The organism is Acidovorax sp. MR-S7 (assembly GCF_000400995.2).
In the GTDB taxonomy this organism is placed as follows: Bacteria; Pseudomonadota; Gammaproteobacteria; order Burkholderiales; family Burkholderiaceae_C; genus MR-S7.
The window spans coordinates 95,967-115,353 of record NZ_DF238944.1 but is presented as its reverse complement, the minus strand read 5'-3'; the positions used below and the strand labels follow the sequence as shown (position 1 = coordinate 115,353).

The following is a 19,387-nucleotide window of genomic DNA, read 5'->3' as shown; positions in this document are numbered from 1 at the left end:
AGCGCGCACAGCAGCAGCGCGATGGTCGTGACCGGCGCCGACCGGCGCATCACCTATGTGAACGCGGGCTTCACGCGGCTGCTGGGCTACACCAGCGCGCAGGCGCTCGGGCAGCTGCCCTCGGAGCTGGTCTGCGGGCCGCACACCGACCTGCACACCATCGGCGCCCTGCGCGGCTGCGCCGGGACGGGGCAGGAGATGCAGGCCCAGGTGCTGCTCTACGCGGACGACGGGCGGCCGCTGTGGGCCTCGGTCATGATGAACCCGGTGCTCGGCGCCCACGGGCTCGAGCACATCGTGTTCGTGCTCACCGACATCACGCACACCAAGATGCACGAGGTGCTCCAGCACAAGGTGCTGGACGCGATGGCGCACGGCGCGCCGCTGCGCGACACGGCCATGCTGCTGTGCCGCGAGGTCGAGCGCATCGCACCCGAGGTCACGGCCACGCTGCTGGAGGTGGACACCGGTGGCTGCCTGGGCGTGCTCGCCGCCCCCAGCCTGCCGCCGGAGATCGTGGACCTGACCAACGGCGTGCCCATCGGCCCCGAGGTCGGCTGCTGCGGCGCGGCGGCCGCCACGGGCCTGCCCGTGCTCTCGTGCGACATCGCGTCCGACCCGCGCTGGGACCCCGTGCGGCAGGCCTTTACCGGCCACGGCCTGCGGGCCTGCTGGTCCAACCCCGTCAAGGCGCGCGACGGCACGGTGCTCGGCACGCTGGCCTTCTACTACCGCGAGCCGCGCGGCCCCGACGCGCTGCACGAGCGGCTGGTGGACGTGGGCCTGCACCTGTGCGCCCTGCTGCTGCAGCGCGAGCGCGAGCGCGCCCACATCCACCAGCTGGCCTACTACGACGCGCTCACCGGCCTGGCCAACCGCAGCATGCTGCGCACGCAGGCCGAGCGCAGGCTGCACGAGGCGCGGCGCGGCGGCACGCCGCTGGCGCTGCTGTTCATCGACCTGGACCGCTTCAAGCAGGTCAACGACACGCTGGGCCACACGGCCGGCGATGCACTGCTGCGCGCGGTGGCCCAGCGGCTGCAGGACACGGCGCGTGCAGGCGACGTCGCCGCGCGCATGGGCGGCGACGAATTCGTGCTCGTGCTGCCCCAGTGCGGCGCGCACCAGGCCACGCAGGCGGCCGAGCGGCTGCTGGCCGCCATCACCGAGCCGATCGAGGTGGCAGGCGCCACGCTGCACCCGAGCGCCAGCGTGGGCATCGCCATCTACCCGGAGGACGGCGGCGATGCCGAGGGCCTGCTGCGCTGCGCCGACATCGCCATGTACCAGGCCAAGACCGAAGGCGGGCGGCGCTTGCGCTTCTACCGCGCCGAGATGAACGCCCAGGCACAGGAGCGCTCGCGGCTGGAAGCCGACCTGCGCGCAGCGCTGCACGGCGGCGGCGGGCTGGCGCTGCACTACCAGCCGCAGGTGCATGCGCACGAGGGGCGCCGGCTGCACGGCGTGGAGGCATTGCTGCGCTGGCAGCACCCGCAGCTCGGCGCCATCGCGCCGCAGCGCGTGGTGGAGCTGGCCGAGGAATGCGGGCTCATCGGCGCGCTCACGCGCTGGGTGCTGGACGAGGCCTGCCGCCAGCTCGCCGACTGGCACGCGCGCGGCGTGCCCGTGCCGCGCGTGGCCGTGAACTTCCAGGCCGGGAGCTTCCGCGACCCCGGCCTGCCCGCGATGCTCTCGCACACGCTGGCCGTGCACGGGCTGCGGCCCGAGCACCTGCTCGCCGAAATCACCGAGACCGTGATGCTCGCACCCGAACCCGCCGTGCTCGCCACCATCGCCGCGCTGCGCGAGCACGGCATCGGCCTGTCGCTGGACGACTTCGGCACGGGCTACTCCAACCTGGGAGCCCTGCACCGCCTGCCCGTCAGCGAGATCAAGATCGACAAGAGCTTCGTACAGGACATCAGCCACAGCGCGCCGGCGCGCGCCCTCACCTCCGCGATGCTGCACATCGGCGCAAGCCTGGGCATGAAGGTGGTGGCCGAAGGCGTGGAAACGGAGGCCCAGCGCAGCTTCCTGGCCGAGCACGGCTGTCCGCTGCACCAAGGCTACCTCTACACGCGGCCGCTGCCGCCGCAGGCGCTGGAAGCGTGGCTCGCAGCCCCATTCCCCTTTCATCCCCTCCCATCGGAAGCTCGATAAGCAATGCAACAGTTCCTCAGAGACGATGGACCAGGTGACGCAGCAGAACGCAGCGCTGGTCGAGCAGGCCGCCGCCGCGGCGGGCTCGCTCGAAGCCCAGGCCCAGCACCTGCGGCAGGCCGTCGCCATCTTCCGCCTGAACGAGGAGGCGGCCCCGGCTGCGCCCGCGCAGCTGCCCTACGCCGCCGTGCCGCGCCTGGCGCAGGCCTGAAAGGCCCGCCTGGGTCCGCCTCGCCCTGATCGTGGGTCGAGCACACAGCCAGCGCTTGAATTCAAAAAGGCCTCCAGCGCAATACCAGCAAGCGCAAGCAGCTATTTCTTTGGTAGCACCCTGGGCTCCGCCACGAAGCCGATGCGCGACAGCCCTGCGGCCTGGGCCGCGCCCATGACCTCCACCACCCGGCCGTAGGGCACGGCGGTGTCGGCGCGCAGCTGCACCTCGGTGTCGGGCTGGCGCGCGGCGATGTCCAGCAGGCGCTGCGCCAGCGCGTCCTGCGCCAGGGGCTCGTCGTCCAGGAAGGCCTGGCCTTCCTTGTCCACGGCCACCGTGACGGCCTGCGGCGCGGCGCCGGGCTGCGCGCCCTGCGCGCGCGGCAGCTCCAGGCGGATGCTGCTGGCCAGCAGCGGCGCGGTGAGGATGAAGATGACGACCAGCACCAGCATCACATCCACCAGCGGCGTGACGTTGATCTCGCTCATGGGCTGCGGGCCCGGGGTGCGTTCCAGGCGGCCGAAAGCCATCTCAAGCCGCCGTGTCGGTGAGCAGCTCGCGCAGGTCGCGCGCGAAGCCTTCCAGGTCGGCCTCGACGCGGCCGATGGCGCGGCCGAACCAGTTGTAGGCCAGCACGGCGGGAATCGCCACCGTGAGGCCGGCGGCGGTCATGATGAGCGCCTCGCCCACGGGGCCGGCCACGCGCTCGATGGTGATCTGCCCCGCGCCGGCCATGGCCGTGAGCGCATGGTAGATGCCCCACACCGTGCCCAGCAGGCCCACGAAGGGCGCGGTGGAGCCCACGGTGGCCAGCAGCACCTGGCCGAAGTGCAGGTGGCCCAGCACGCCGTGCAGCGCGCCGCGCAGCTCGCGCGTGAGGCGCTGGCCCAGGCTGCCCTGGCCGGCCAGCGGCGCGCCCGCGGCGGACGGCGCGACCCGCGCCGCAGCCTGCACCAGCGGCAGCACCAGCGCCGCGCGGTCGAACGCGGGCAGGCGCTCCAGCGCGGCGGCGAGCGACGGCGCCTGCCAGAACGCGGCCGTGGCGCGCGGCACATCCGCGCGCGCGCGCCACATCAGGCGCAGTTTCCAGAAGATGACGACCCAGCTCGCCACCGACATGGCCAGCAGCAGCAGCGCGGATCCTTGCGTGACCGCATCGCCCTGGCGCAACCAGTGCAGGCCGTCCATGGGGTGGCTACTTGAGTTTCAGCACGTCGAACATGTCGAACATGCCCGTGCGCTGCCCGGCCAGGAAACGCACGGCGCGCAGGCTGCCCTGCGCGTAGCCGGCGCGGCTGTTGGACTTGTGGGTGACTTCGACGCGCTCGCCCGCGCCGATGAACATCACCGTGTGGTCGCCCACGATGTCGCCGCCGCGCACGGTGGCAAAGCCGATGGTGCCTTCCTTGCGCTCGCCGGTGTGGCCGTAGCGCTCGTAGACGGCGCGGTCGGCCAGGCGCGTGCCCTGTGCCTCGGCGATGACCTCGCCCATCTTGAGCGCGGTGCCCGAGGGCGCATCGACCTTGTGCTTGTGGTGGGCTTCGATGATCTCGATGTCGTAGCCCGTGTCCAGGGCCTGGGCGGCCATCTGCAGCAGTTTGAGCGTGACGTTCACGCCCACGCTCATGTTGGGCGCGAGCACGATGGCGGTCTTCTGCGCGGCGGCGGCGAGGTCGGCCTTCTGCGCGTCGGAAAAGCCCGTGGTGCCGACGACCAGTTGCACGCCCATCTCGGCGCACGCGGCCGCATGGGCCAGCGTGCCCTCAGGGCGGGTGAAGTCGATGAGCACGTCGGCGTTCTTCAGCCCCTCGCGCAGATCGGCGGTGATGGCCACACCGCTGGTGCGGCCGAGGAAGGCGGCGGCATCGGTGCCGATGGCGGGGCTGCCGGACACGTCGAGCGCGCCGGCGAGCACGCAGCCGTCGTCGGCGGCGATGGCTTCGATAAGCATGCGGCCCATGCGGCCCGAGGCGCCTGCCACGGCGATGCGGCGGGGGGCGGAAGAGGAAACGGTCATGTGAGGGGCAGTCTTCGGTGCAATGCCTGCGGCAAGGAGGGCCGCACGCGGCGTCGCCTCAGCGGCGCGGGGATTCCAGGGGCGGGTAGCTCGCGGCCGGCGGCGCGGCGGGCGCGGCGGCGGCCTCGGCGGGCGGTTTGGGGAAGCGCGCGAGCTGCTCCTCGGTGGCTTCGAGCTGCGGCACCTTGGGCTTGGCCAGCTTGGTGGCCAGCGAGGCCACGAATTCGGATTCGGAGGGCATCTCGTCGCCCTCCACGCGGTCCATCACGTTGTCCTTGAAGAACACGGTGAGCCGGCGCGTCTGCACCTCGACATCCGGGCGCTTGAGGGTGAAGACGTATTCCCAGCGGTCGGCATGGAACAGGCTGGTCATGAGCGGCGTGCCCAGGATTTCGCGCACCTGCTGGCGGCCCATGCCGGGCTTGAGCGCCTCGACCTGCTCGCGCGAGACGAAGTTGCCCTGCACCACGTCCACCCGGTAGGGCGTGACCATGCTGGCCACACGTTCGCCGGTGCCCGCGCAGCCGGCCAGCGCAGCGGCCATCCCGGCACCAATCAACACAACGGCGCCCCGGCGGGCGCCCCAACGGGCGGGAGCAAACATGGGTTTCTGCATAGGGGCTATGATCCGATTCATTGTAGCGGCTGGATTTCCCGGGCCTTGCGCGCAGCCATTCGGCACACGAAAGACCTTGTCATGACGAATATCGACGAACTCAAGAGCACCGGCCTCAAGGCAACGCTGCCCCGCCTGAAGATCCTGGACATCTTCCAGAAGGGCTCGCAGCGCCATATGACGGCCGAAGATGTCTTTCGCGTGCTGCTGGAAGAGCGCTCCGACATCGGTCTGGCGACCGTGTACCGCGTGCTGACGCAGTTCGAGCAGGCGGGCATTCTGATCCGCAGCAATTTCGAGAGCGGCAAGGCGGTCTACGAGCTCAACGAAGGCCAGCACCACGACCACTTCATCTGCACCTCCTGCGGCAAGGTCGAGGAGTTCTACGATCCCGAGATCGAGAAGCGCCAGCAGATGGTGGCCCAGGCCAAGGGCTGGGTGGTGCACGACCACGCGATGGCGCTGTACGGCCAGTGCGCGCTCTGCGCGAAGAAGTAGCGCCCGTCAGACGCCGCCGCGCTCCATGGCGCGCCGGTGGCGCTCCACGAATTCCTGGTAGGTATCGATGCCGCGCAGCTGCAGGATGGTGTTGCGCACCGCCGCCTCGACCAGCACGGCGATGTTGCGCCCTGCCACCACCTGGATGACGACCTTGAGCACGGACACGCCCAGCACGTCCTGCGTGAGTGGCTCGTAGGGCATGCGCTCGTAGTCGCGCTCCAGCGTTTCCTTGCGCACCAGGTGCACGATGAGCTTCAGGCGCATGCGCCGGCGCACCGCCGTCTCGCCGAAGATGGCGCGGATGTCCAGCAGGCCGATGCCGCGCACCTCCAGCAGGTTCTGCAGCAGTTCGGGACACTTGCCCTCGATGGTGGTCTGGTTGATGCGGTAGAGGTCCACCGCGTCGTCGGCCACGAGGCCGTTGCCGCGCGTGATCAGCTCCAGCCCCAGCTCGCTCTTGCCCAAGCCCGACTCGCCGGTGATGAGCACGCCCAGTCCCAGGATGTCCATGAACACGCCGTGCATGGTGGTGCGGTCAGCGAAGTGCTTGGACAGGTAGGCGCGCAGCACGTCGATCACGAAGGCCGCCGACTCCCGCGTGGAGAACATGGGAATCTGCGCACGCTCGCACATCGACACCAGCTCGGGCACCGCGCGCTGCCCGTCGGCCAGCACCAGCACCGGCGGCTCCAGCGTAACGATACGCGCGATGCGGCGCTTGCAATCCTCCGGCGTGGCGTTGGTCAGGTAGGCGACCTCGCGCTCGCCCAGGATCTGCACGCGGTAGGGGTGGATGTAGTTCAGGTAGCCGACCAGGTCGGCGCCCGAGCGCGCAGCCCGCACCGCAACCTCGGCGAAGCGGCGCTCGGAGGCGCCCAGCCCCGCCACCCATTCCCACTTCAGCAGGCTGCGGAACTCCTCGAAGAGGACATCGGCGCTGACGACGGTGGGTTTCACGGCGGCGGCGTCAGGCGCTCTGGGCCGGCAGCCAGTCCGCGATCAGGCCGTGCAGCAATTGCGCGTCGGCGCAGCCCTTAAGCCGCTCGCGCAGGGCGCTGTCACTCAGCAGCTCGGCGATCTCCGAAAGGATCTCCAGATGCTTCTGCGTGGCCGCCTCGGGCACCAGCAGGAAGATCAGCAGCGCCACGGGCTGTTCGTCGGGCGCGTCGAACCCGATCGGCTGGGCGAGCTGGAACACGGCCGCCATGGGCGACTTGAGCCCCTTGATGCGTCCGTGCGGAATGGCCACGCCATGGCCCAGGCCCGTGGAGCCCAGCCGCTCGCGCGCAAACAGGCTGTCGGTGATCAAGGCCCGCGACAAGCCATGCTGGCTTTCGAACAACAGGCCCGCCTCTTCGAACGCACGTTTTTTGCTGGTGGCATCGACGCTCACGAGCACTTGTGCGGGAGGCAGTATGGAAGCAAGTCGATTCATGGTGAGTGAGCGACGATTATGCACGCCTAGCGGAAACCCTGAGAGTGTATCCAAGAGCAACAAAAAACCGCCCCGAAGGGCGGTTGTTGCAGCGCCGCAGGCTGCTTCATGCGGCCGCGCCGGCGGCCTGGATGGTGGCCCGGCGCACGCCGGCCTGGTGGTCCTGCAGTCGGTCCTTGTAGCGCACGACCTGGCGGTCGAGCTTGTCGATCAGTTCATCGACGGCGGCATACAGATCGAAATGGGTGCTTTCGGCAAAGAGATCGCTTCCTTTCACATGCACGTTGCATTCGGCGCGCTGGCGCTTTTCCTTTTCCTTTTGCTTCTCCACGGTCAGTAGGACCTTGACATCCACCACCTGGTCGAAATGGCGCGTGATCCGCTCCAGCTTGGAGGTCACGTAACTGCGCAATGCGGGGGTCACTTCGAGATGATGGCCGCTGATCGTCAAGTTCATAGAAAGTCTCCTGTGACTACACAGTTGAAGAACACCGCCCCGTACCGGTCCAGGGCGGCTAGCGAACGTGAATGCATTCAGGCATGGGTTCACTATGCGCCCGCCCCCCGTGAAAAGCAACGCGATCCCGTCCGCAGCGCACGGGTTATGACGGGCCGATGTCAAACCCGCCAAAAAGCATCACAATCATCCGGTTGCCTCCCCTGCGGGGCGCGCCACCCCCCGCCTGCCGCCCAGCCAGCCCGCCGCAGGCGCGGCCGCTAGAATTTCCCGCCTGGCCCGGCGCTTTCGCCGCCCCTTCCCTCCGTTCACCGCGCGCCTTCCGTTCGACCGCCATGACCCAGCCCAGCTCTTCCGCCCTGCACACCTCCGCCCTGACCTCCCTGCCGCTGCTGGCGCGTGGCAAGGTGCGCGACAACTACGCCGTGGGCGAGGACCGCATCCTCATGGTGGCCAGCGACCGCCTGTCGGCCTTCGACGTGATCATGGGCGAGCCGATCCCCGGCAAGGGCGAGCTGCTCACCCGCATGGCGCTGTTCTGGTTCGACAAGCTGGGCCACATCGTGCCCAACCACCTGACGGGCGAGGTGCCCGAGAGCGTGGTCGCGCCCGCCGAAGTGCCGCAGGTGCAGGGACGCTCCATGCTCGTGCAGCGCCTCAAGCCCATTCCGGTGGAGGCCGTGGTGCGCGGCTACCTCGCGGGCAGCGGCTGGAAGGAGTACCAGGAGTCCCGCTCGGTGTGCGGCGTGCAGTTGCCCGAGGGCCTGACCAATGCCGCCAAGCTGCCGCACACCATCTACACCCCGGCAGCCAAGGCGGCGATGGGCGAGCACGACGAGAACATCAGTTTCGAGCGCACGGTGGAGATGGTGGGCCTGGAGCTGGCCACGAAGATCCGCGACATCTCCATCCAGCTCTACGAGGCCGCCGCCGCCATCGCGCTGGAGAAGGGCATGATCATCGCCGACACCAAGTTCGAGTTCGGCCTGGCGCCCGACGGCACGCTGGTGCTGATGGACGAGGTGCTCACGCCCGACAGCTCGCGCTACTGGCCCGTGGAGGGCTACGCCGAGGCGCTGGCCCAGGGCGAGAACCCGCCCAGCTACGACAAACAGTTCGTGCGCGACTGGCTGGAGCAGGCCCAGGTGGGCGGCAAGCCCTGGAACAAGACGGCCCCGGCGCCGCGCCTGCCGCGCGAGGTGGTCGAGAAAACCGCCGCCAAGTACCGCGAGGCACTGCAGCGCCTCACGGCCTGACGCCGCCGCGTCACTGGGGCAGCAGGGGCGGCTCGCCTTCGTCCAGGCGGGGCTCGCCCCACTCTTCGGCCACGAAGCGCAGCAGCGGCTTGCCGTCCGTGCCGCGCAGCTCCAGCTCCCGCCCCTGCTGCCGGTAGAAGGCCACGGCGCCGAGCTGCTGCAGGTAGGCCATCTCGCTCGCCCCGCCCTGCAGGCACAGCTGCAGGCCCGACACCAGGGCATAAAAACGCAATTGCCCGCCCTCCTGTGCGTAGCGGGCCGTGAAACGGTTGCAGCCGCCCGAGCCCGCCGCCTGGCCGCCGTCGCGCTGCAGGACGAGGTGCGTGGGCTGGCACCGGCGGCCGGCGCGGACACCGGTGCGGCGTCCACCACTTCCACGAGCTTCCAGTAGGTCTGCCGCAGCGGCACGGCCGCGTCCCAGGCGGCCTCCTGCTGCGGCACGCGGGCCAGGATCACGTCCACGTGCCGGAAGGCGGGGTCGATCAGCACCGGGTGCACGCCCGGCGTATCGAGCACCAGGCGCCCGCGCTGGGTGACGGCGGCGCGCACCTCGTAGCGGCCCTGCGCATGGATGCGCGCCGCGTGGTAGGGGATGCGCAGCTGGTAGGGCAGCGGCCCCGCCGGGTCGATGCGCTGGCGGCCCAGCACGGCGGGCGGGTCGCCCACGCGCGTGACGTCCATGAGCGCCGCATCGAACAGCGCATCCGGCGGCACGCAGAGCCGCTCGCGCGAGAGGACGGTGCCGGTGATGGCCGCGTCGGGCGCGGGGGGGAGCGCCGGCGCATCCGGCCAGCAGCAGCGCGGCCAGCGCCGCGTCAACTCAGCACGACGCTGGACAGGCGGCGGCGGTAGGTGGCCACTACGGGGTCTTCGGGCGGGATCTGGCCGTCGGCCACCTTCACCGGCGGCGGGGCGATGATCTCCAGCACCGCCACGTAGGCCTTGCGCGCCGCCTCGTCGTTCCAGGATTTGTCGCGCATCAGGATTTCGAGCAGCTCGTCCATCGCCTCCTGCCAGCGCTGGCGGGCCATGAGCCAGCGTGCGCGGCCGAAGCGCGCCTCGAAGTCGCGTTTGTTGGCGGCGATCTTGGCGTCAAAATCGGCTCCAGCGCTTTCCCCATGAGCGCTGACAGCTATGAAATCAAGAGCATCCATCCAGGCCTTGAGCGCCGACAGGCGGCGCGAGGTGTCGGCCTTGGTGATCACGGGGGCGAAGGCCACCTTGGCATCGTCCTCGCGTCCGAGCTGCAGCAGCAGCCGCACGTAGTCGAAGCGCGCATCGTCGTTGGCGGGGTCGGTGGCCACGGCGTGCTGCAGTTTTTCCAGGGCGGCATCGGTGTCGCCCTCGGCCAGCGCATCCAGGGCTTCTTCCTCCTGCGTCTCGGCTTCGAGCACCTCGGCGCTGGGCACGTGCTTGTCGAGGAAGGCGCGCAACTGGCCCTCGGGCTGTGCGCCCATGAAGCCGTCCACCGGCTGGCCGTTCATCATCAGCACGCAGGTGGGGATGCTGCGGATGCCGAACATGGCGGCCAGCTGCTGCTCCTGGTCGGAGTCGATCTTCACCAGCTTGAAGCGGCCGGCGTACTCCACCTCCAGCTTCTCCAGCACCGGCCCCAGCGTCTTGCACGGGCCGCACCAGGGCGCCCAGAAGTCCACCAGCACAGGCACCTCCATCGACGCGGCGACGACTTCGGTTTCAAAGGTTTCGAGGGTGACGTCCATCATGTGCTTGGGCTCTGTGTCGGCGTGCATGCACACCAAAAGTAAAATCGCGGGTTCCACTTCGGCAGGCGGCAGCGCCCACCCTCTCATGCAACCCATCCAGATCGGCGTGGTCATGGGCTCTTCCAGCGACTGGGAGACCATGCAGCACGCAGTGCAGATTCTCCAGCAATTCGGTATCGCGCACGAAGCGCAGGTGGTTTCGGCCCACCGCATGCCCGACGACATGTTCGCCTACGCCGAGGCCGCCGCAGGCCGGGGCTTGAAGGCCATCATCGCCGGTGCCGGCGGCGCCGCCCACCTGCCCGGCATGATCGCCGCCAAGACCACCGTGCCGGTGCTGGGCGTGCCCGTGGCCAGCCGCCACCTGCAGGGCGTGGACTCGCTGCACTCCATCGTGCAGATGCCCAAGGGCGTGCCGGTGGCCACCTTCGCCATCGGCGCGGCCGGCGCGGCCAACGCGGCCCTCTTCGCCGTGGCGCTGCTGGCCAACGAGAACCCCGCGCTGCGCGAGCGGCTCGATGCCTTCCGCGCCGAGCAGACCGCCGCCGCGCGTGCCATGGCCCTGCCGCCGGTGGCCGCATGAGCGAGGGCGTGACCCTGCCCGGCGCCACGCTGGGCGTGCTGGGGGGCGGCCAGCTCGGCCGCATGTTCGTGCATGCCGCGCAGGCCATGGGCTACTTCACCGCCGTGCTCGATCCGGACGCCGACAGCCCCGCCGGGCTGGTGAGCCACCACCACATCCGGACCGGCTACGACGACCCGCAGGGCCTGGCCGCGCTGGCCCAGGCCTGCGCCGCCGTCACGACCGAGTTCGAGAACGTGCCCGCTGCCGCTCTCGACACGCTGGCGCGCAGCCTGCCGGTGTCGCCCGCCGGCAGCGCCGTGGCCATCGCCCAGGACCGCGCGCGCGAGAAGGCGCATTTCGTGCAGTGCGGCGTACCCGTGGCACCGCATGCAGTGATCGAGACACCCGCGCAGCTCGCCGCCGTGGACGCGGCCCTGCTGCCCGGCATCCTCAAGACCGCCCGCCTGGGCTACGACGGCAAGGGCCAGGCGCGCGTGCACACGCCCGGGGAGCTGGCCGCCGCATGGGAGCAGCTCGGCCGCGTGCCCTGCGTGCTGGAGCAGATGCTGCCGCTGGCGCACGAATGCTCGGTCATCGTGGCGCGCGGCCGCGACGGCACCGTGGTGCACTTGCCGGTGCAGCGCAACCTGCACCGGGGCGGCATCCTGGCCGTGACCGAGGTTTATGAGGGAAATCTGCCTCCAGCGCTTGCCAGTCAATCGCTGGCAGCTGCGAAATCCGTAGCAGACGGCCTGCAGTACGTGGGCGTGCTGTGCGTGGAATTCTTCGTGCTGCAGGACGGCCGGCTGGTGGTCAACGAGATCGCCCCGCGCCCGCACAACAGCGGCCACTACAGCCAGGACGCCTGCGACGTCTCGCAGTTCGCGCTGCAGGTGCGCTGCATGGCCGGCCTGCCGCTCACACCGCCGCGCCAGCACAGCCCCGCCATCATGCTGAACCTGCTGGGCGATCTGTGGTTCGCGCACGGCGGCGACGCGCCCGCCAGCCCCGCCTGGGACCGCGTGCTGGCCCTGCCCGGCTGCCACCTGCACCTGTACGGCAAGACGCAGCCCAAGCGCGGGCGCAAGATGGGCCACCTGAACGTGACCGGCAGCACGGCGGAGCAGGTGCGTGCGACCGCACTGCAGGCGGCGGACATCCTGGACATCGAGGCATTCTGATGATCCTCGACGGCACACAGGCCGCCGCCGTGCAGGCCGCCGCGCAGGCCCTGCAGCACGGCGAGTTGCTGGGCCTGCCGACGGAAACCGTCTACGGCCTGGCCGCCGACGCCGACAACGACGCGGCCGTGGCGCAGATCTTCGCGGCCAAGGGCCGGCCCGCCGACCACCCGCTGATCGTGCACGTGGCGGGCAGCAGCGCCATCAAGCACTACGCCAAGGAAGTGCCCCTGTTCGCGCAGCAGCTCATCGACGCCTTCTGGCCCGGCCCGCTCACGCTGATCCTGCCGCGCCTGCCCCACGCGGCCCGCGCCTCCACGGGCGGGCAGGACAGCGTGGGCCTGCGCTGCCCCTCGCACCCCGTGGCACAGGCGGTGCTGGCCGCCTGCCTGCGGCTGGACCCGCCGGTGCGCGGCGTGTCGGCCCCCAGCGCCAACCGCTTCGGCCGCGTCAGCCCGACCGCCGCGCAACACGTGGCCGAGGAGTTCGGCGACGGCCTGCTGGTGCTCGACGGCGGCGCCTGCGCCGTGGGCATCGAGTCCACCATCATCGACTGCACGCGCGGCGTGCCCGTGCTGCTGCGCCCAGGCGCCATCTCGCGCGAGGACGTGCAGCGCGCCTGCGGGCTGCGACCGCTATCGAAAGAAGAGCTTCCTGCGCTGACCCCTCGGGCGTCAGGCACGCTTTTGGCGCACTATGCGCCCACGGCGCGCGTGCGCCTGATGGACGCGCGGCAGCTGCAGGCCGGCCTGGACGTGCTGGGCGCGGACGCCGCGCACCTGGCCGTCTACGCCCGGGCGCCGCTGCGCTCGCCGTCCCCGCGCATCGTCCTGCGCCGCATGCCGGGCGATGCCGCGGCCGCCGCGCAGCAGCTGTTCGCCGCGCTGCGCGGCTTCGACGACGCGGGGGTCAAGCTGATCTGGATCGAGACCCCGCCCGACACCGCCGACTGGGAAGGCGTGCGCGACCGGCTGCAGCGCGCCGCCGCGGCGGGCTGAAGCGCCGTACATCGCGCAACAGCGCACTCCCCTGCAATCGTTACACTCACGCCCACCTAATCCGGAGAAATACATGGCAGCAAATTGGATGCGCCGTACCGCCCTCGCCGCCGCTTGCGCAGCGGCTGCGCTGCTGGCGGCCTGCGGCTCCAGCACCACCGAGTCGGCCTTCACACCCAACCGCCTGGTCGCCTTCGGCGACGGCTTCACCGACGTGGGCCAGAAGGGCTCGGCCTACACGGTCAACGACGGCAGCCTCAACAACTGGACGCTGCAGGTCGCTTCGCGCTACGGCCTGGAGCTCAAGCCTGTCTCGGCCGGCGGCCTGAGCTACGCCCAGGGCAACGCGCGCGTCACCGACACGCCCGACGCTGCGGTCGACGCCTCCACGCCCACGGTGGCGCAGCAGATCGACAGCTTCCTGGCCAGCCGCCAGTTCCTCGATGGCGACCTGGTGATGATCAACGGCGGCGTGAGCGACATCATCGCCGGCATGGCCCGCGTGCGCTCCGGCGCCCAGACCGAGGAAGAGTACCTGGCTACGGCCCGCCGGGCCGGCGAGACCATGGCTGCGCAAGTGGCCCGCCTGTCCGACGCCGGCGCCAAGCACATCCTCGTGACCGGCACCTACGACCTGTCGCGCACGCCCTGGGCCAAGGCCATCGACAAGCAGACGCTGATCAGCCAGGCCAGCCGCAACTTCAACGACGGCCTGCTGGTGAAGATCTCCACCCTGAACAAGACCGTGGCCTTCGTGGACATGGCCTACTACGTGAACCTGTTCGAGGGCTCGCCCGGCGGCTATGGCTTCAACAACGGCGACACGCCCGTGTGCACGTCGGTCGATCCAGGCCCGGGCATCGGCATCGGCGCGGGCGAAGTGAATTCCGCCCTGTGCACGCCGAACACGCTGCAGTCGGGCGCGGACACCGAGCGCTACGTCTTCGCCGACAAGGTCTACATCACCCCCTCGGCCCACCGGCAGCTCGGCAACTACGCCTACGACCGGCTGCGCGTGCGCTGGTGATCCCCGGCGCCCGCACGGGCGCCTGCACTCCTTGCAAAAAAAAGAAGCCGGCCCCGCAAGGAGCCGGCTTTCAAGCCTTGGAGATCTGCATCCCCCCTGGGGCGCCCGGTTGCGTGTGCACCGGAGCCTCCTTCCCTCTGCTACTTGAACGCTAGAAGCGGTATCCCACCCCGATCGCCACCACGTCGGGGTTCAGGCGCATGGCGATGCTCTGGCCACTCGACAGATGGGCCGTGGTCTTCAGGAAACTCTTGGCATAGGACATGTCGAGGAACCAGCGGTCGCTGAAATTCCACACGAAGCCCACCTGCGGCGTGAGACCGAACTTGTTGTCGAGCCGGGCGGTCGTGGGGTTGGCAGGCGAGCCGCCGGTGACGGCCGTCAGGGCCATCGTGCTGCGGTTCTTGAAGAACTTGGCGTAGGTCACGCCCAGCCCGACGTAGGGACGGAACGCGGCGTTGGCCTCGCCGAAGCGGTACTGCGCGAACAGCGTGGCGGGGACCACCTTGGTCTGGCCCAGCTTGCCCACGCCGGCGATGGCGTCGTCTCCGTAGAACGCATGCTTGAACGGCAGGCCCACGGGCAGGTCCAGCGCCCAGTGGTCGGTCAGCATGTAGGTGATGCCGCCCGTGAGCGTGGTATCCGAGCCCACGTCCACCTTGGTGTTGGGAAAGCTCGGCGCGGACAGGTTGCCGCTCTTGGTCTGCGGCGAGATGTGTGTGAAGCCGGCGCGCACGCTGAAAGTGCCTGCCACCTGGGCCTGGGCCGCGCCGCACAGGGCCGCGATGGCGAGCGCACAGCCGGCGCGCAGGAAGGGATATCGCATGGTCTTCTCCTTCACAGCCAGCCCGCCTGCGACAGCGAGCGCGACACCAGTTGGCCCATCAATTGGTGGGCGTACGGTGTGGGGTGGAAGAAGTCGGAGAAGGCATAGCTCTTCCACCAGTCGGCACCGCCCGTGGCGCCCTGCGGCGGCGTCATGGCCGACAGCGCGGCGGCCGTACAGGCCGGAAAGCTGTAGATCGGCAGGCCGTTGCCATCCACGCCGGTGGCAGGGCAGACGGGCGTGGTCACATTGGTATAGGAATACTGCGCGGGGTGCGCGGCCTGGTCCTTGAACGATGCGTAGAAATCCACCACGGCCACGCGCTTGTCGCCGGCAAGCTGGGCGGCCAGCTTGGTGTTGAAGGCCAGCACCCAGCCGTCGAACAGCGCCTCGAGCTGCGCCGCGGCCTGCGCGCCGTTGGCGGCGGCGATCGAGGCCAGCACCATGCGGAACTTGGGCGTCAGCGTCACGCCGGGCATGTTGAGCACGGCCACGCGCGGCGCGCCCTTGTCCAGCGCCTGCACCTGGATCGTGGCGGCGAACTGCGTGGCCAGCGCCTGCATGTAGACGCCGCCCGCCTGGGCCAGGCCCGCGGCACCGCCGGCCAGCAGGGTGTTCACCGTGGCGGCATCGAGCACCGTGCCCAGCAGCGCGGCGTAGGACTGGCCGCCATCCTTGGATGCGGCGAGGTAGGCGCTGATCAGGTCGCCGGCGTCGTTGCCCCCGCCGTCGATCAGCAGCAGATCCCCCGCCCCATAGCCCGCGGCGCCCGCATCCTTGAGCTGGCGCACGATGGACTGGGGCGCGGTGGGCGCCTTGAAGTAGTTGATGGCGCCGCCGCCCACCGCGTAGTTGGTGCAGCCCGCCTGGGTGTTGAAGCCGCTGCCCGCGGACACGTAGTGGGGGCACAGCGTCTGCCCGTAGCTGCCGGCCACGCGTTCGGGCCAGATGGGCGTGGAGCCGGGACCCGTGGGGGCCGAGCCCTGCACGGTGAACTTGATGCCGAAGGTGCCGCTGTCGGCCAGGCTGTCGCCCACCACCTTGACGGAGGTGATGGCCGCTGCCGGCGTGGTGTCGGCGCCGCCACCGCCGCAGGCGGCGAGCAGGGCGGCCGCCGCGGCGGCTGCGGCCCAGTGCAAGCGCAATTTCATCGCGAACTCCTATTTTAAATAGAACGAACGTTCGTTTTTGATGAAATGTAGCGGCTATCCCTTCGCTTGCCTCTCGGGGGAAACACCGACTGTGCTACCGGTCGGCCGCGGTCCAGTCCACCAGCGCCTCGATGGCGGGCCGTGCCGCCGGCGCGTTCGGGTGGTTGACGATGGCCACCAGCACGTAGCGCCGGCCGCTGGCCGCATGCACGTAGCCGGCCATGGCGGCCACGTCGCGCAGCGTGCCGGTCTTGAGGTGGGCCGCGCCCGCCGCACGGCCCTGGCTGCGCCGCAACGTGCCGTCGACGCCCGCGATCGGCAGCGACGCGAGCAGCTCCGGCATCACCGGCGAGGCCCAGGCACGCTGCAGCATGCGCGCCAGCCCCTGGGCGGTCAGGCGCGCCTCGCGGCTCAGGCCCGCGCCGTTGTCGGCCACCAGCACGTCGGCGCCCACGCGCTGGCGCCACCATTGCGCCAGCACGGCGCGCGCACTCTCGAAGCTGCCCACGCCGCCCTGCTGCAGCGCCAGCGTCAGGAACACCTGCTGCGTCATGACGTTGTTGCTGTACTTGTTGATGTCCCGCACCGCCTCGGCCAGCGCCGGCGAGCTGGCGCTGAAGGCCGGCTGCAGGCCCGGCGGCACCGTGCCGTCGCGCACGCGGCCGGTGAGCCGGCCACCGAGCTCGCGCCACATGCCTTCCACGGCCCGTGCCGCGAAGCCGCGCGGGTCGGCCAGCGCCACGGACCACTGCCGCTCGCCGCAGGCGGCCGGGTAGACCCCTTCGAAGGCGACGCGCACGGAGTCGGAAAAACCCGCGCGCAGCCCCGCGCGCCAGTCGCCGCACGCGGCGCCCGCGGCCGCCAGCGGCACCGTGGCGGGCAACTTCACGTGCGCCAGCGGCGGCTCGTAGTGCACGCGCGCCACTCCGGCGGCCACGTCGGGCACGAAGCCCATGGCCACGGCGTTGTAGTTCAGGAGCAGCGCATCGGGCGCCACGTTGTAGGGGCGCCAGGGCTCGCCGTCGAACAGGGCCGCATCGTGCGGCGCGGCCGCGAAGGCGCTGCGGTCCAGCACGATGTCGCCCGCGATCGTCTCGATGCCCTGCGCGCGCAGGCGCCGCATGAGCAGCCACAGGCGCTCCACCACCAGCTTGGGGTCGCCCCGCCCCTGGATGTAGACGTTGCCGCGCAGGCTGCCGCCCTGCGGTGCAGCATCCAGGTACACCGGCGTGTCCCAGGTGAAGGCCGGGCCCAGCAGGTCCAGCGCTGCATAGGTGGTGACCAGCTTCATGACCGAAGCGGGGTTGGACGGCACGTCGGCGCGCCACGCCAGGCGCGGCGGCTGGCGCCCCTCGGCCTCCACCACCAGCACCGACAGCGCCTCGGGCGGCACCTTGGCGCGCTGCAGCGCGGCCAGGGCGGCGGGCGGCAGCGGCCCATTCGCCCAGGCGGGCAGACAAAAAACGCCCAGGAGCGCCGCCCAGGCCCAGCGGCGCGCAAACAGGAAATGCAGCATCGGGCGAGTGTAGGGGGCGGATAATGCCCCCTTTCATGAATCTGCTCGCCTTCGACACCAGCACCGACACCCTGTCCATCGCCGTGCAGCACGGCGGCCAGGTGTACGGGCAAAGCGGCGCGGGCGGCGCCCAGGCCTCGGCCACGCTGATCCCAGCCATCCGCGCGCTGCTGGCGCAGGCCGGGCTGCCGTTCGACCGCCTGGACACCGTGGTCTTCGGCCGCGGCCCCGGCTCGTTCACCGGGCTGCGCACCGCCTGTGCGGTGGCCCAGGGGCTGGCCTTCGGTGCGCGCAGCGGCCAGGGCGTACCCGTGCTGCCGGTGGACACGCTGCTGGCCGTGGCCGAGCAGGCGCGCGCCGAGCACGGCTGCCACCGCGTGGTGACGGCGCTCGACGCGCGCATGGACGAGGTCTATACCGCCCCTTTCGAATGGCAGGCCGAGGCCGGGCTGTGGCGCTCCCCGCCGGACTTCGGCCTGTGCGCGCCCGAAGCGGTGCAGGTGCCGCCCGGCTGGACGGTGGCGGGCAACGCGCAGGCCGCCTATGGCGCGCGCCTGGCGCCGCAAGCGTCGCACGTGCATGCCCTGCCCACGGCCGCAGCCCTGCTGCGCCTGGCACCCGCGCTGCTGGCCGCAGGCGGCGCCGTGCCCGCGAGCGCCGCGCTGCCGCGCTACATCCGCGACAAGGTGGCACAAACCACCGCCGAGCGCGAAGCGGCGAAGCAGGCTGCGCACCAACCATGAGCGCCATCGCCCCGACCCTGGAGGCCGCCGAGGCCATGTTCGAGTCCCTCACGCCGGCGCGCCTGGACGCGCTCATGGCCGTGGAGGAAATCGCCTACACCCACCCCTGGACGCGCGGCAACTTCATCGACGCGCTGGCCGCCGGCTACCAGGCACAGCTGCTCACCGCCGGCGGGGAGATCCTGGGCTACTTCGTGGCCATGCGCGGCGTGGACGAGGTGCACCTGCTCAACATCACCGTAGCGCCCGCCTTCCAGGGCCAGGGCTGGGCCCGCGTGATGCTGGACGCGCTGGCCCTGTGGGCGCGCGGCCAGGGCGCGCAGTGGCTGTGGCTGGAGGTGCGCATGGGCAACGAGCGCGCGCGCCGCATCTACGAGGCCCACGGCTACCGCCGCGTGGGCGAACGCAAACGCTATTACCCCGCTGCCGACGGCCAGCGGGAAGACGCCGTAGTCATGAGCCTGCCCCTATGAGCCTGGAACTCGACGCCCGCCAACGCGCCATGCTGCAGGAAATGGGCATCACGGTCTGGGCCCCCGCGCCCGCACCTGCCATGCCCCCTGCGGCAGCACCTGTGCCGCCCGAGCCGGCCGCCTCCCCCGCCGCGCCGCACACTCCCGTGCGCGCCGGAGCCACGCCGACGCAGGCCGCACCGGAACCCGCTCCGCCGCCCCTCGCACCCACGCCCCCCAGCGCGCCGCTGCTGCATGCGCCCCAGGCGCTCTACCCGCAGGCGGACCCTGCGGCCACGCCGCCCGAGCTGGGGCCGTGCTGGCTGATCGTGGTGGAGAGCGCCACGCCGCACCAGCCCCTGTCCGGCGACGCGGGCCAGCTGCTGGACAACATGCTGCGCGCCATGCGCCTGCACCGGCATCCGCGCGCCTTCGTTGCGCCGGTGGCACGCGCTGCGGCGGGCCTGCCGGACGAGGGCGCCCCGCCCCTGCCGGTGCCCCAGGTGCTGGAAACGCTGCGCCCGGCGATGGTGCTGGCGCTGGGGCTAGGC

Annotated in this window: 23 protein-coding genes and 1 pseudogene; 11 read left to right on the top strand and 13 right to left on the bottom strand. The window is 70.9% G+C overall.

Going from position 1 to position 19,387, the window contains the following annotated elements; translation table 11 throughout:
• Positions 1-21 precede the first annotated feature (21 nt).
• The gene (locus AVS7_RS15270; protein WP_020230632.1) at positions 22-2,160 is read left to right on the top strand and encodes a bifunctional diguanylate cyclase/phosphodiesterase; all 2,139 of its coding nucleotides are present in this window, start codon (positions 22-24) and stop codon (positions 2,158-2,160) included.
• Between the two features lie 25 nt (positions 2,161-2,185).
• Positions 2,186-2,371 (top strand): hypothetical protein, encoded by a 186-nt coding sequence (locus AVS7_RS15265; RefSeq protein WP_020230631.1) that lies wholly within the window; start codon positions 2,186-2,188, stop codon positions 2,369-2,371.
• Between the two features lie 101 nt (positions 2,372-2,472).
• Here AVS7_RS15265 and AVS7_RS15260 read toward each other — a convergent pair whose 3' ends face one another.
• Genes AVS7_RS15260 through AVS7_RS15245 form a run of 4 tightly spaced genes read right to left on the bottom strand, consistent with a single transcriptional unit; the run spans position 2,473 to position 4,992 of the window.
• Positions 2,473-2,901: a biopolymer transporter ExbD gene (locus AVS7_RS15260; protein ID WP_020230630.1), complete on the bottom strand. Its 429-nt coding sequence runs from the start codon at positions 2,899-2,901 to the stop codon at positions 2,473-2,475.
• 1 nt (position 2,902) lies between these two features.
• The gene (locus AVS7_RS15255; RefSeq protein WP_020230629.1) at positions 2,903-3,559 is read right to left on the bottom strand and encodes a MotA/TolQ/ExbB proton channel family protein; all 657 of its coding nucleotides are present in this window, start codon (positions 3,557-3,559) and stop codon (positions 2,903-2,905) included.
• Between the two features lie 7 nt (positions 3,560-3,566).
• On the bottom strand, positions 3,567-4,388 hold the full coding sequence (gene dapB / locus AVS7_RS15250) for a 4-hydroxy-tetrahydrodipicolinate reductase (protein ID WP_020230628.1): 822 nt from the start codon (positions 4,386-4,388) through the stop codon (positions 3,567-3,569).
• Between the two features lie 58 nt (positions 4,389-4,446).
• The gene (locus tag AVS7_RS15245) at positions 4,447-4,992 is read right to left on the bottom strand and encodes an outer membrane protein assembly factor BamE (protein ID WP_369799116.1); all 546 of its coding nucleotides are present in this window, start codon (positions 4,990-4,992) and stop codon (positions 4,447-4,449) included.
• A gap of 93 nt (positions 4,993-5,085) precedes the next feature.
• Here AVS7_RS15245 and fur point away from each other — a divergent pair, with 93 nt between their 5' ends.
• Positions 5,086-5,502 (top strand): ferric iron uptake transcriptional regulator, encoded by a 417-nt coding sequence (gene fur / locus AVS7_RS15240; protein ID WP_020230626.1) that lies wholly within the window; start codon positions 5,086-5,088, stop codon positions 5,500-5,502.
• Positions 5,503-5,508: 6 nt separating this feature from the next.
• Here fur and hprK read toward each other — a convergent pair whose 3' ends face one another.
• The 3 genes from hprK to hpf all read right to left on the bottom strand — a co-directional run bounded on the left by hprK (position 5,509) and on the right by hpf (position 7,397).
• On the bottom strand, positions 5,509-6,462 hold the full coding sequence (gene hprK / locus AVS7_RS15235) for an HPr(Ser) kinase/phosphatase (protein WP_020230625.1): 954 nt from the start codon (positions 6,460-6,462) through the stop codon (positions 5,509-5,511).
• Between the two features lie 10 nt (positions 6,463-6,472).
• Positions 6,473-6,940 carry a PTS sugar transporter subunit IIA gene (locus tag AVS7_RS15230; RefSeq protein WP_034691713.1) on the bottom strand — a complete coding sequence of 156 codons (468 nt, stop codon included), beginning with the start codon at positions 6,938-6,940 and terminating at the stop codon, positions 6,473-6,475.
• Positions 6,941-7,046: 106 nt separating this feature from the next.
• Positions 7,047-7,397 carry a ribosome hibernation-promoting factor, HPF/YfiA family gene (hpf, locus tag AVS7_RS15225; protein WP_020230623.1) on the bottom strand — a complete coding sequence of 117 codons (351 nt, stop codon included), beginning with the start codon at positions 7,395-7,397 and terminating at the stop codon, positions 7,047-7,049.
• Between the two features lie 335 nt (positions 7,398-7,732).
• Here hpf and AVS7_RS15220 point away from each other — a divergent pair, with 335 nt between their 5' ends.
• Positions 7,733-8,653 (top strand): phosphoribosylaminoimidazolesuccinocarboxamide synthase, encoded by a 921-nt coding sequence (locus tag AVS7_RS15220; RefSeq protein WP_020230622.1) that lies wholly within the window; start codon positions 7,733-7,735, stop codon positions 8,651-8,653.
• A gap of 10 nt (positions 8,654-8,663) precedes the next feature.
• On the opposite strand, the gene AVS7_RS25210 is transcribed toward AVS7_RS15220, so the two are convergent.
• The 3 genes and pseudogenes from AVS7_RS25210 to trxA all read right to left on the bottom strand — a co-directional run bounded on the left by AVS7_RS25210 (position 8,664) and on the right by trxA (position 10,377).
• Positions 8,664-8,966: an META domain-containing protein gene (locus tag AVS7_RS25210; RefSeq protein WP_234450022.1), complete on the bottom strand. Its 303-nt coding sequence runs from the start codon at positions 8,964-8,966 to the stop codon at positions 8,664-8,666.
• 200 nt (positions 8,967-9,166) lie between these two features.
• Positions 9,167-9,367, bottom strand: a pseudogene (locus AVS7_RS25205) (YbaY family lipoprotein); the annotation flags it as partial.
• A 101-nt stretch (positions 9,368-9,468) separates the two neighbouring features.
• Positions 9,469-10,377 (bottom strand): thioredoxin, encoded by a 909-nt coding sequence (trxA, locus tag AVS7_RS15210; RefSeq protein ID WP_034691731.1) that lies wholly within the window; start codon positions 10,375-10,377, stop codon positions 9,469-9,471.
• A gap of 85 nt (positions 10,378-10,462) precedes the next feature.
• Here trxA and purE point away from each other — a divergent pair, with 85 nt between their 5' ends.
• From purE to AVS7_RS15190, 4 genes are all read left to right on the top strand, one after another.
• Complete coding sequence (purE, locus tag AVS7_RS15205; RefSeq protein ID WP_020230618.1) at positions 10,463-10,960, top strand: 5-(carboxyamino)imidazole ribonucleotide mutase; 498 nt, start codon at positions 10,463-10,465, stop codon at positions 10,958-10,960.
• Complete coding sequence (locus AVS7_RS15200) at positions 10,957-12,123, top strand: 5-(carboxyamino)imidazole ribonucleotide synthase (RefSeq protein ID WP_020230617.1); 1,167 nt, start codon at positions 10,957-10,959, stop codon at positions 12,121-12,123. Before purE ends, AVS7_RS15200 begins: the two co-directional genes overlap by 4 nt.
• On the top strand, positions 12,123-13,121 hold the full coding sequence (locus AVS7_RS15195) for an L-threonylcarbamoyladenylate synthase (protein WP_020230616.1): 999 nt from the start codon (positions 12,123-12,125) through the stop codon (positions 13,119-13,121). The genes AVS7_RS15200 and AVS7_RS15195 overlap by 1 nt, the downstream gene beginning before the upstream one ends.
• Positions 13,122-13,194: 73 nt before the next feature.
• The gene (locus AVS7_RS15190; RefSeq protein WP_034691710.1) at positions 13,195-14,148 is read left to right on the top strand and encodes an SGNH/GDSL hydrolase family protein; all 954 of its coding nucleotides are present in this window, start codon (positions 13,195-13,197) and stop codon (positions 14,146-14,148) included.
• 151 nt (positions 14,149-14,299) lie between these two features.
• Here AVS7_RS15190 and AVS7_RS15185 read toward each other — a convergent pair whose 3' ends face one another.
• The 3 genes from AVS7_RS15185 to dacB all read right to left on the bottom strand — a co-directional run bounded on the left by AVS7_RS15185 (position 14,300) and on the right by dacB (position 17,641).
• The gene (locus AVS7_RS15185) at positions 14,300-14,974 is read right to left on the bottom strand and encodes an OmpW family protein (RefSeq protein ID WP_024001643.1); all 675 of its coding nucleotides are present in this window, start codon (positions 14,972-14,974) and stop codon (positions 14,300-14,302) included.
• 11 nt (positions 14,975-14,985) lie between these two features.
• The gene (locus AVS7_RS15180) at positions 14,986-16,125 is read right to left on the bottom strand and encodes an SGNH/GDSL hydrolase family protein (protein ID WP_020230613.1); all 1,140 of its coding nucleotides are present in this window, start codon (positions 16,123-16,125) and stop codon (positions 14,986-14,988) included.
• Positions 16,126-16,219: 94 nt separating this feature from the next.
• The gene (dacB, locus tag AVS7_RS15175; RefSeq protein ID WP_020230612.1) at positions 16,220-17,641 is read right to left on the bottom strand and encodes a D-alanyl-D-alanine carboxypeptidase/D-alanyl-D-alanine-endopeptidase; all 1,422 of its coding nucleotides are present in this window, start codon (positions 17,639-17,641) and stop codon (positions 16,220-16,222) included.
• 35 nt (positions 17,642-17,676) lie between these two features.
• On the opposite strand from dacB, the gene tsaB reads away from it, so the two are divergent.
• The 3 genes from tsaB to AVS7_RS15160 all read left to right on the top strand — a co-directional run.
• Positions 17,677-18,384 carry a tRNA (adenosine(37)-N6)-threonylcarbamoyltransferase complex dimerization subunit type 1 TsaB gene (gene tsaB / locus AVS7_RS15170; protein ID WP_034691708.1) on the top strand — a complete coding sequence of 236 codons (708 nt, stop codon included), beginning with the start codon at positions 17,677-17,679 and terminating at the stop codon, positions 18,382-18,384.
• Positions 18,381-18,857 carry a ribosomal protein S18-alanine N-acetyltransferase gene (gene rimI / locus AVS7_RS15165; RefSeq protein WP_020230610.1) on the top strand — a complete coding sequence of 159 codons (477 nt, stop codon included), beginning with the start codon at positions 18,381-18,383 and terminating at the stop codon, positions 18,855-18,857. The genes tsaB and rimI overlap by 4 nt, the downstream gene beginning before the upstream one ends.
• On the top strand, positions 18,854-19,387 hold a 534-nt coding region (locus AVS7_RS15160; RefSeq protein ID WP_020230609.1), incomplete at its 3' end, for a hypothetical protein. The genes rimI and AVS7_RS15160, both read left to right, overlap by 4 nt.

Excerpts from the sequence above, each read along its gene's own strand:
- AVS7_RS15270 (WP_020230632.1), top strand. The coding sequence starts at position 22 with ATGGTCGTGACCGGCGCCGACCGGCGCATCACCTATGTGAACGCGGGC.
- AVS7_RS15265 (WP_020230631.1), top strand. The coding sequence starts at position 2,186 with ATGGACCAGGTGACGCAGCAGAACGCAGCGCTGGTCGAGCAGGCCGCC.
- AVS7_RS15260 (WP_020230630.1), bottom strand. The coding sequence starts at position 2,901 with ATGGCTTTCGGCCGCCTGGAACGCACCCCGGGCCCGCAGCCCATGAGC.
- AVS7_RS15255 (WP_020230629.1), bottom strand. The coding sequence starts at position 3,559 with ATGGACGGCCTGCACTGGTTGCGCCAGGGCGATGCGGTCACGCAAGGA.
- dapB (WP_020230628.1), bottom strand. The coding sequence starts at position 4,388 with ATGACCGTTTCCTCTTCCGCCCCCCGCCGCATCGCCGTGGCAGGCGCC.
- AVS7_RS15245 (WP_369799116.1), bottom strand. The coding sequence starts at position 4,992 with ATGTTTGCTCCCGCCCGTTGGGGCGCCCGCCGGGGCGCCGTTGTGTTG.
- fur (WP_020230626.1), top strand. The coding sequence starts at position 5,086 with ATGACGAATATCGACGAACTCAAGAGCACCGGCCTCAAGGCAACGCTG.
- AVS7_RS15230 (WP_034691713.1), bottom strand. The coding sequence starts at position 6,940 with ATGAATCGACTTGCTTCCATACTGCCTCCCGCACAAGTGCTCGTGAGC.
- hpf (WP_020230623.1), bottom strand. The coding sequence starts at position 7,397 with ATGAACTTGACGATCAGCGGCCATCATCTCGAAGTGACCCCCGCATTG.
- AVS7_RS15220 (WP_020230622.1), top strand. The coding sequence starts at position 7,733 with ATGACCCAGCCCAGCTCTTCCGCCCTGCACACCTCCGCCCTGACCTCC.
- trxA (WP_034691731.1), bottom strand. The coding sequence starts at position 10,377 with ATGATGGACGTCACCCTCGAAACCTTTGAAACCGAAGTCGTCGCCGCG.
- purE (WP_020230618.1), top strand. The coding sequence starts at position 10,463 with ATGCAACCCATCCAGATCGGCGTGGTCATGGGCTCTTCCAGCGACTGG.
- AVS7_RS15200 (WP_020230617.1), top strand. The coding sequence starts at position 10,957 with ATGAGCGAGGGCGTGACCCTGCCCGGCGCCACGCTGGGCGTGCTGGGG.
- AVS7_RS15195 (WP_020230616.1), top strand. The coding sequence starts at position 12,123 with ATGATCCTCGACGGCACACAGGCCGCCGCCGTGCAGGCCGCCGCGCAG.
- AVS7_RS15190 (WP_034691710.1), top strand. The coding sequence starts at position 13,195 with ATGGCAGCAAATTGGATGCGCCGTACCGCCCTCGCCGCCGCTTGCGCA.
- AVS7_RS15185 (WP_024001643.1), bottom strand. The coding sequence starts at position 14,974 with ATGCGATATCCCTTCCTGCGCGCCGGCTGTGCGCTCGCCATCGCGGCC.
- AVS7_RS15180 (WP_020230613.1), bottom strand. The coding sequence starts at position 16,125 with ATGAAATTGCGCTTGCACTGGGCCGCAGCCGCCGCGGCGGCCGCCCTG.
- dacB (WP_020230612.1), bottom strand. The coding sequence starts at position 17,641 with ATGCTGCATTTCCTGTTTGCGCGCCGCTGGGCCTGGGCGGCGCTCCTG.
- tsaB (WP_034691708.1), top strand. The coding sequence starts at position 17,677 with ATGAATCTGCTCGCCTTCGACACCAGCACCGACACCCTGTCCATCGCC.
- rimI (WP_020230610.1), top strand. The coding sequence starts at position 18,381 with ATGAGCGCCATCGCCCCGACCCTGGAGGCCGCCGAGGCCATGTTCGAG.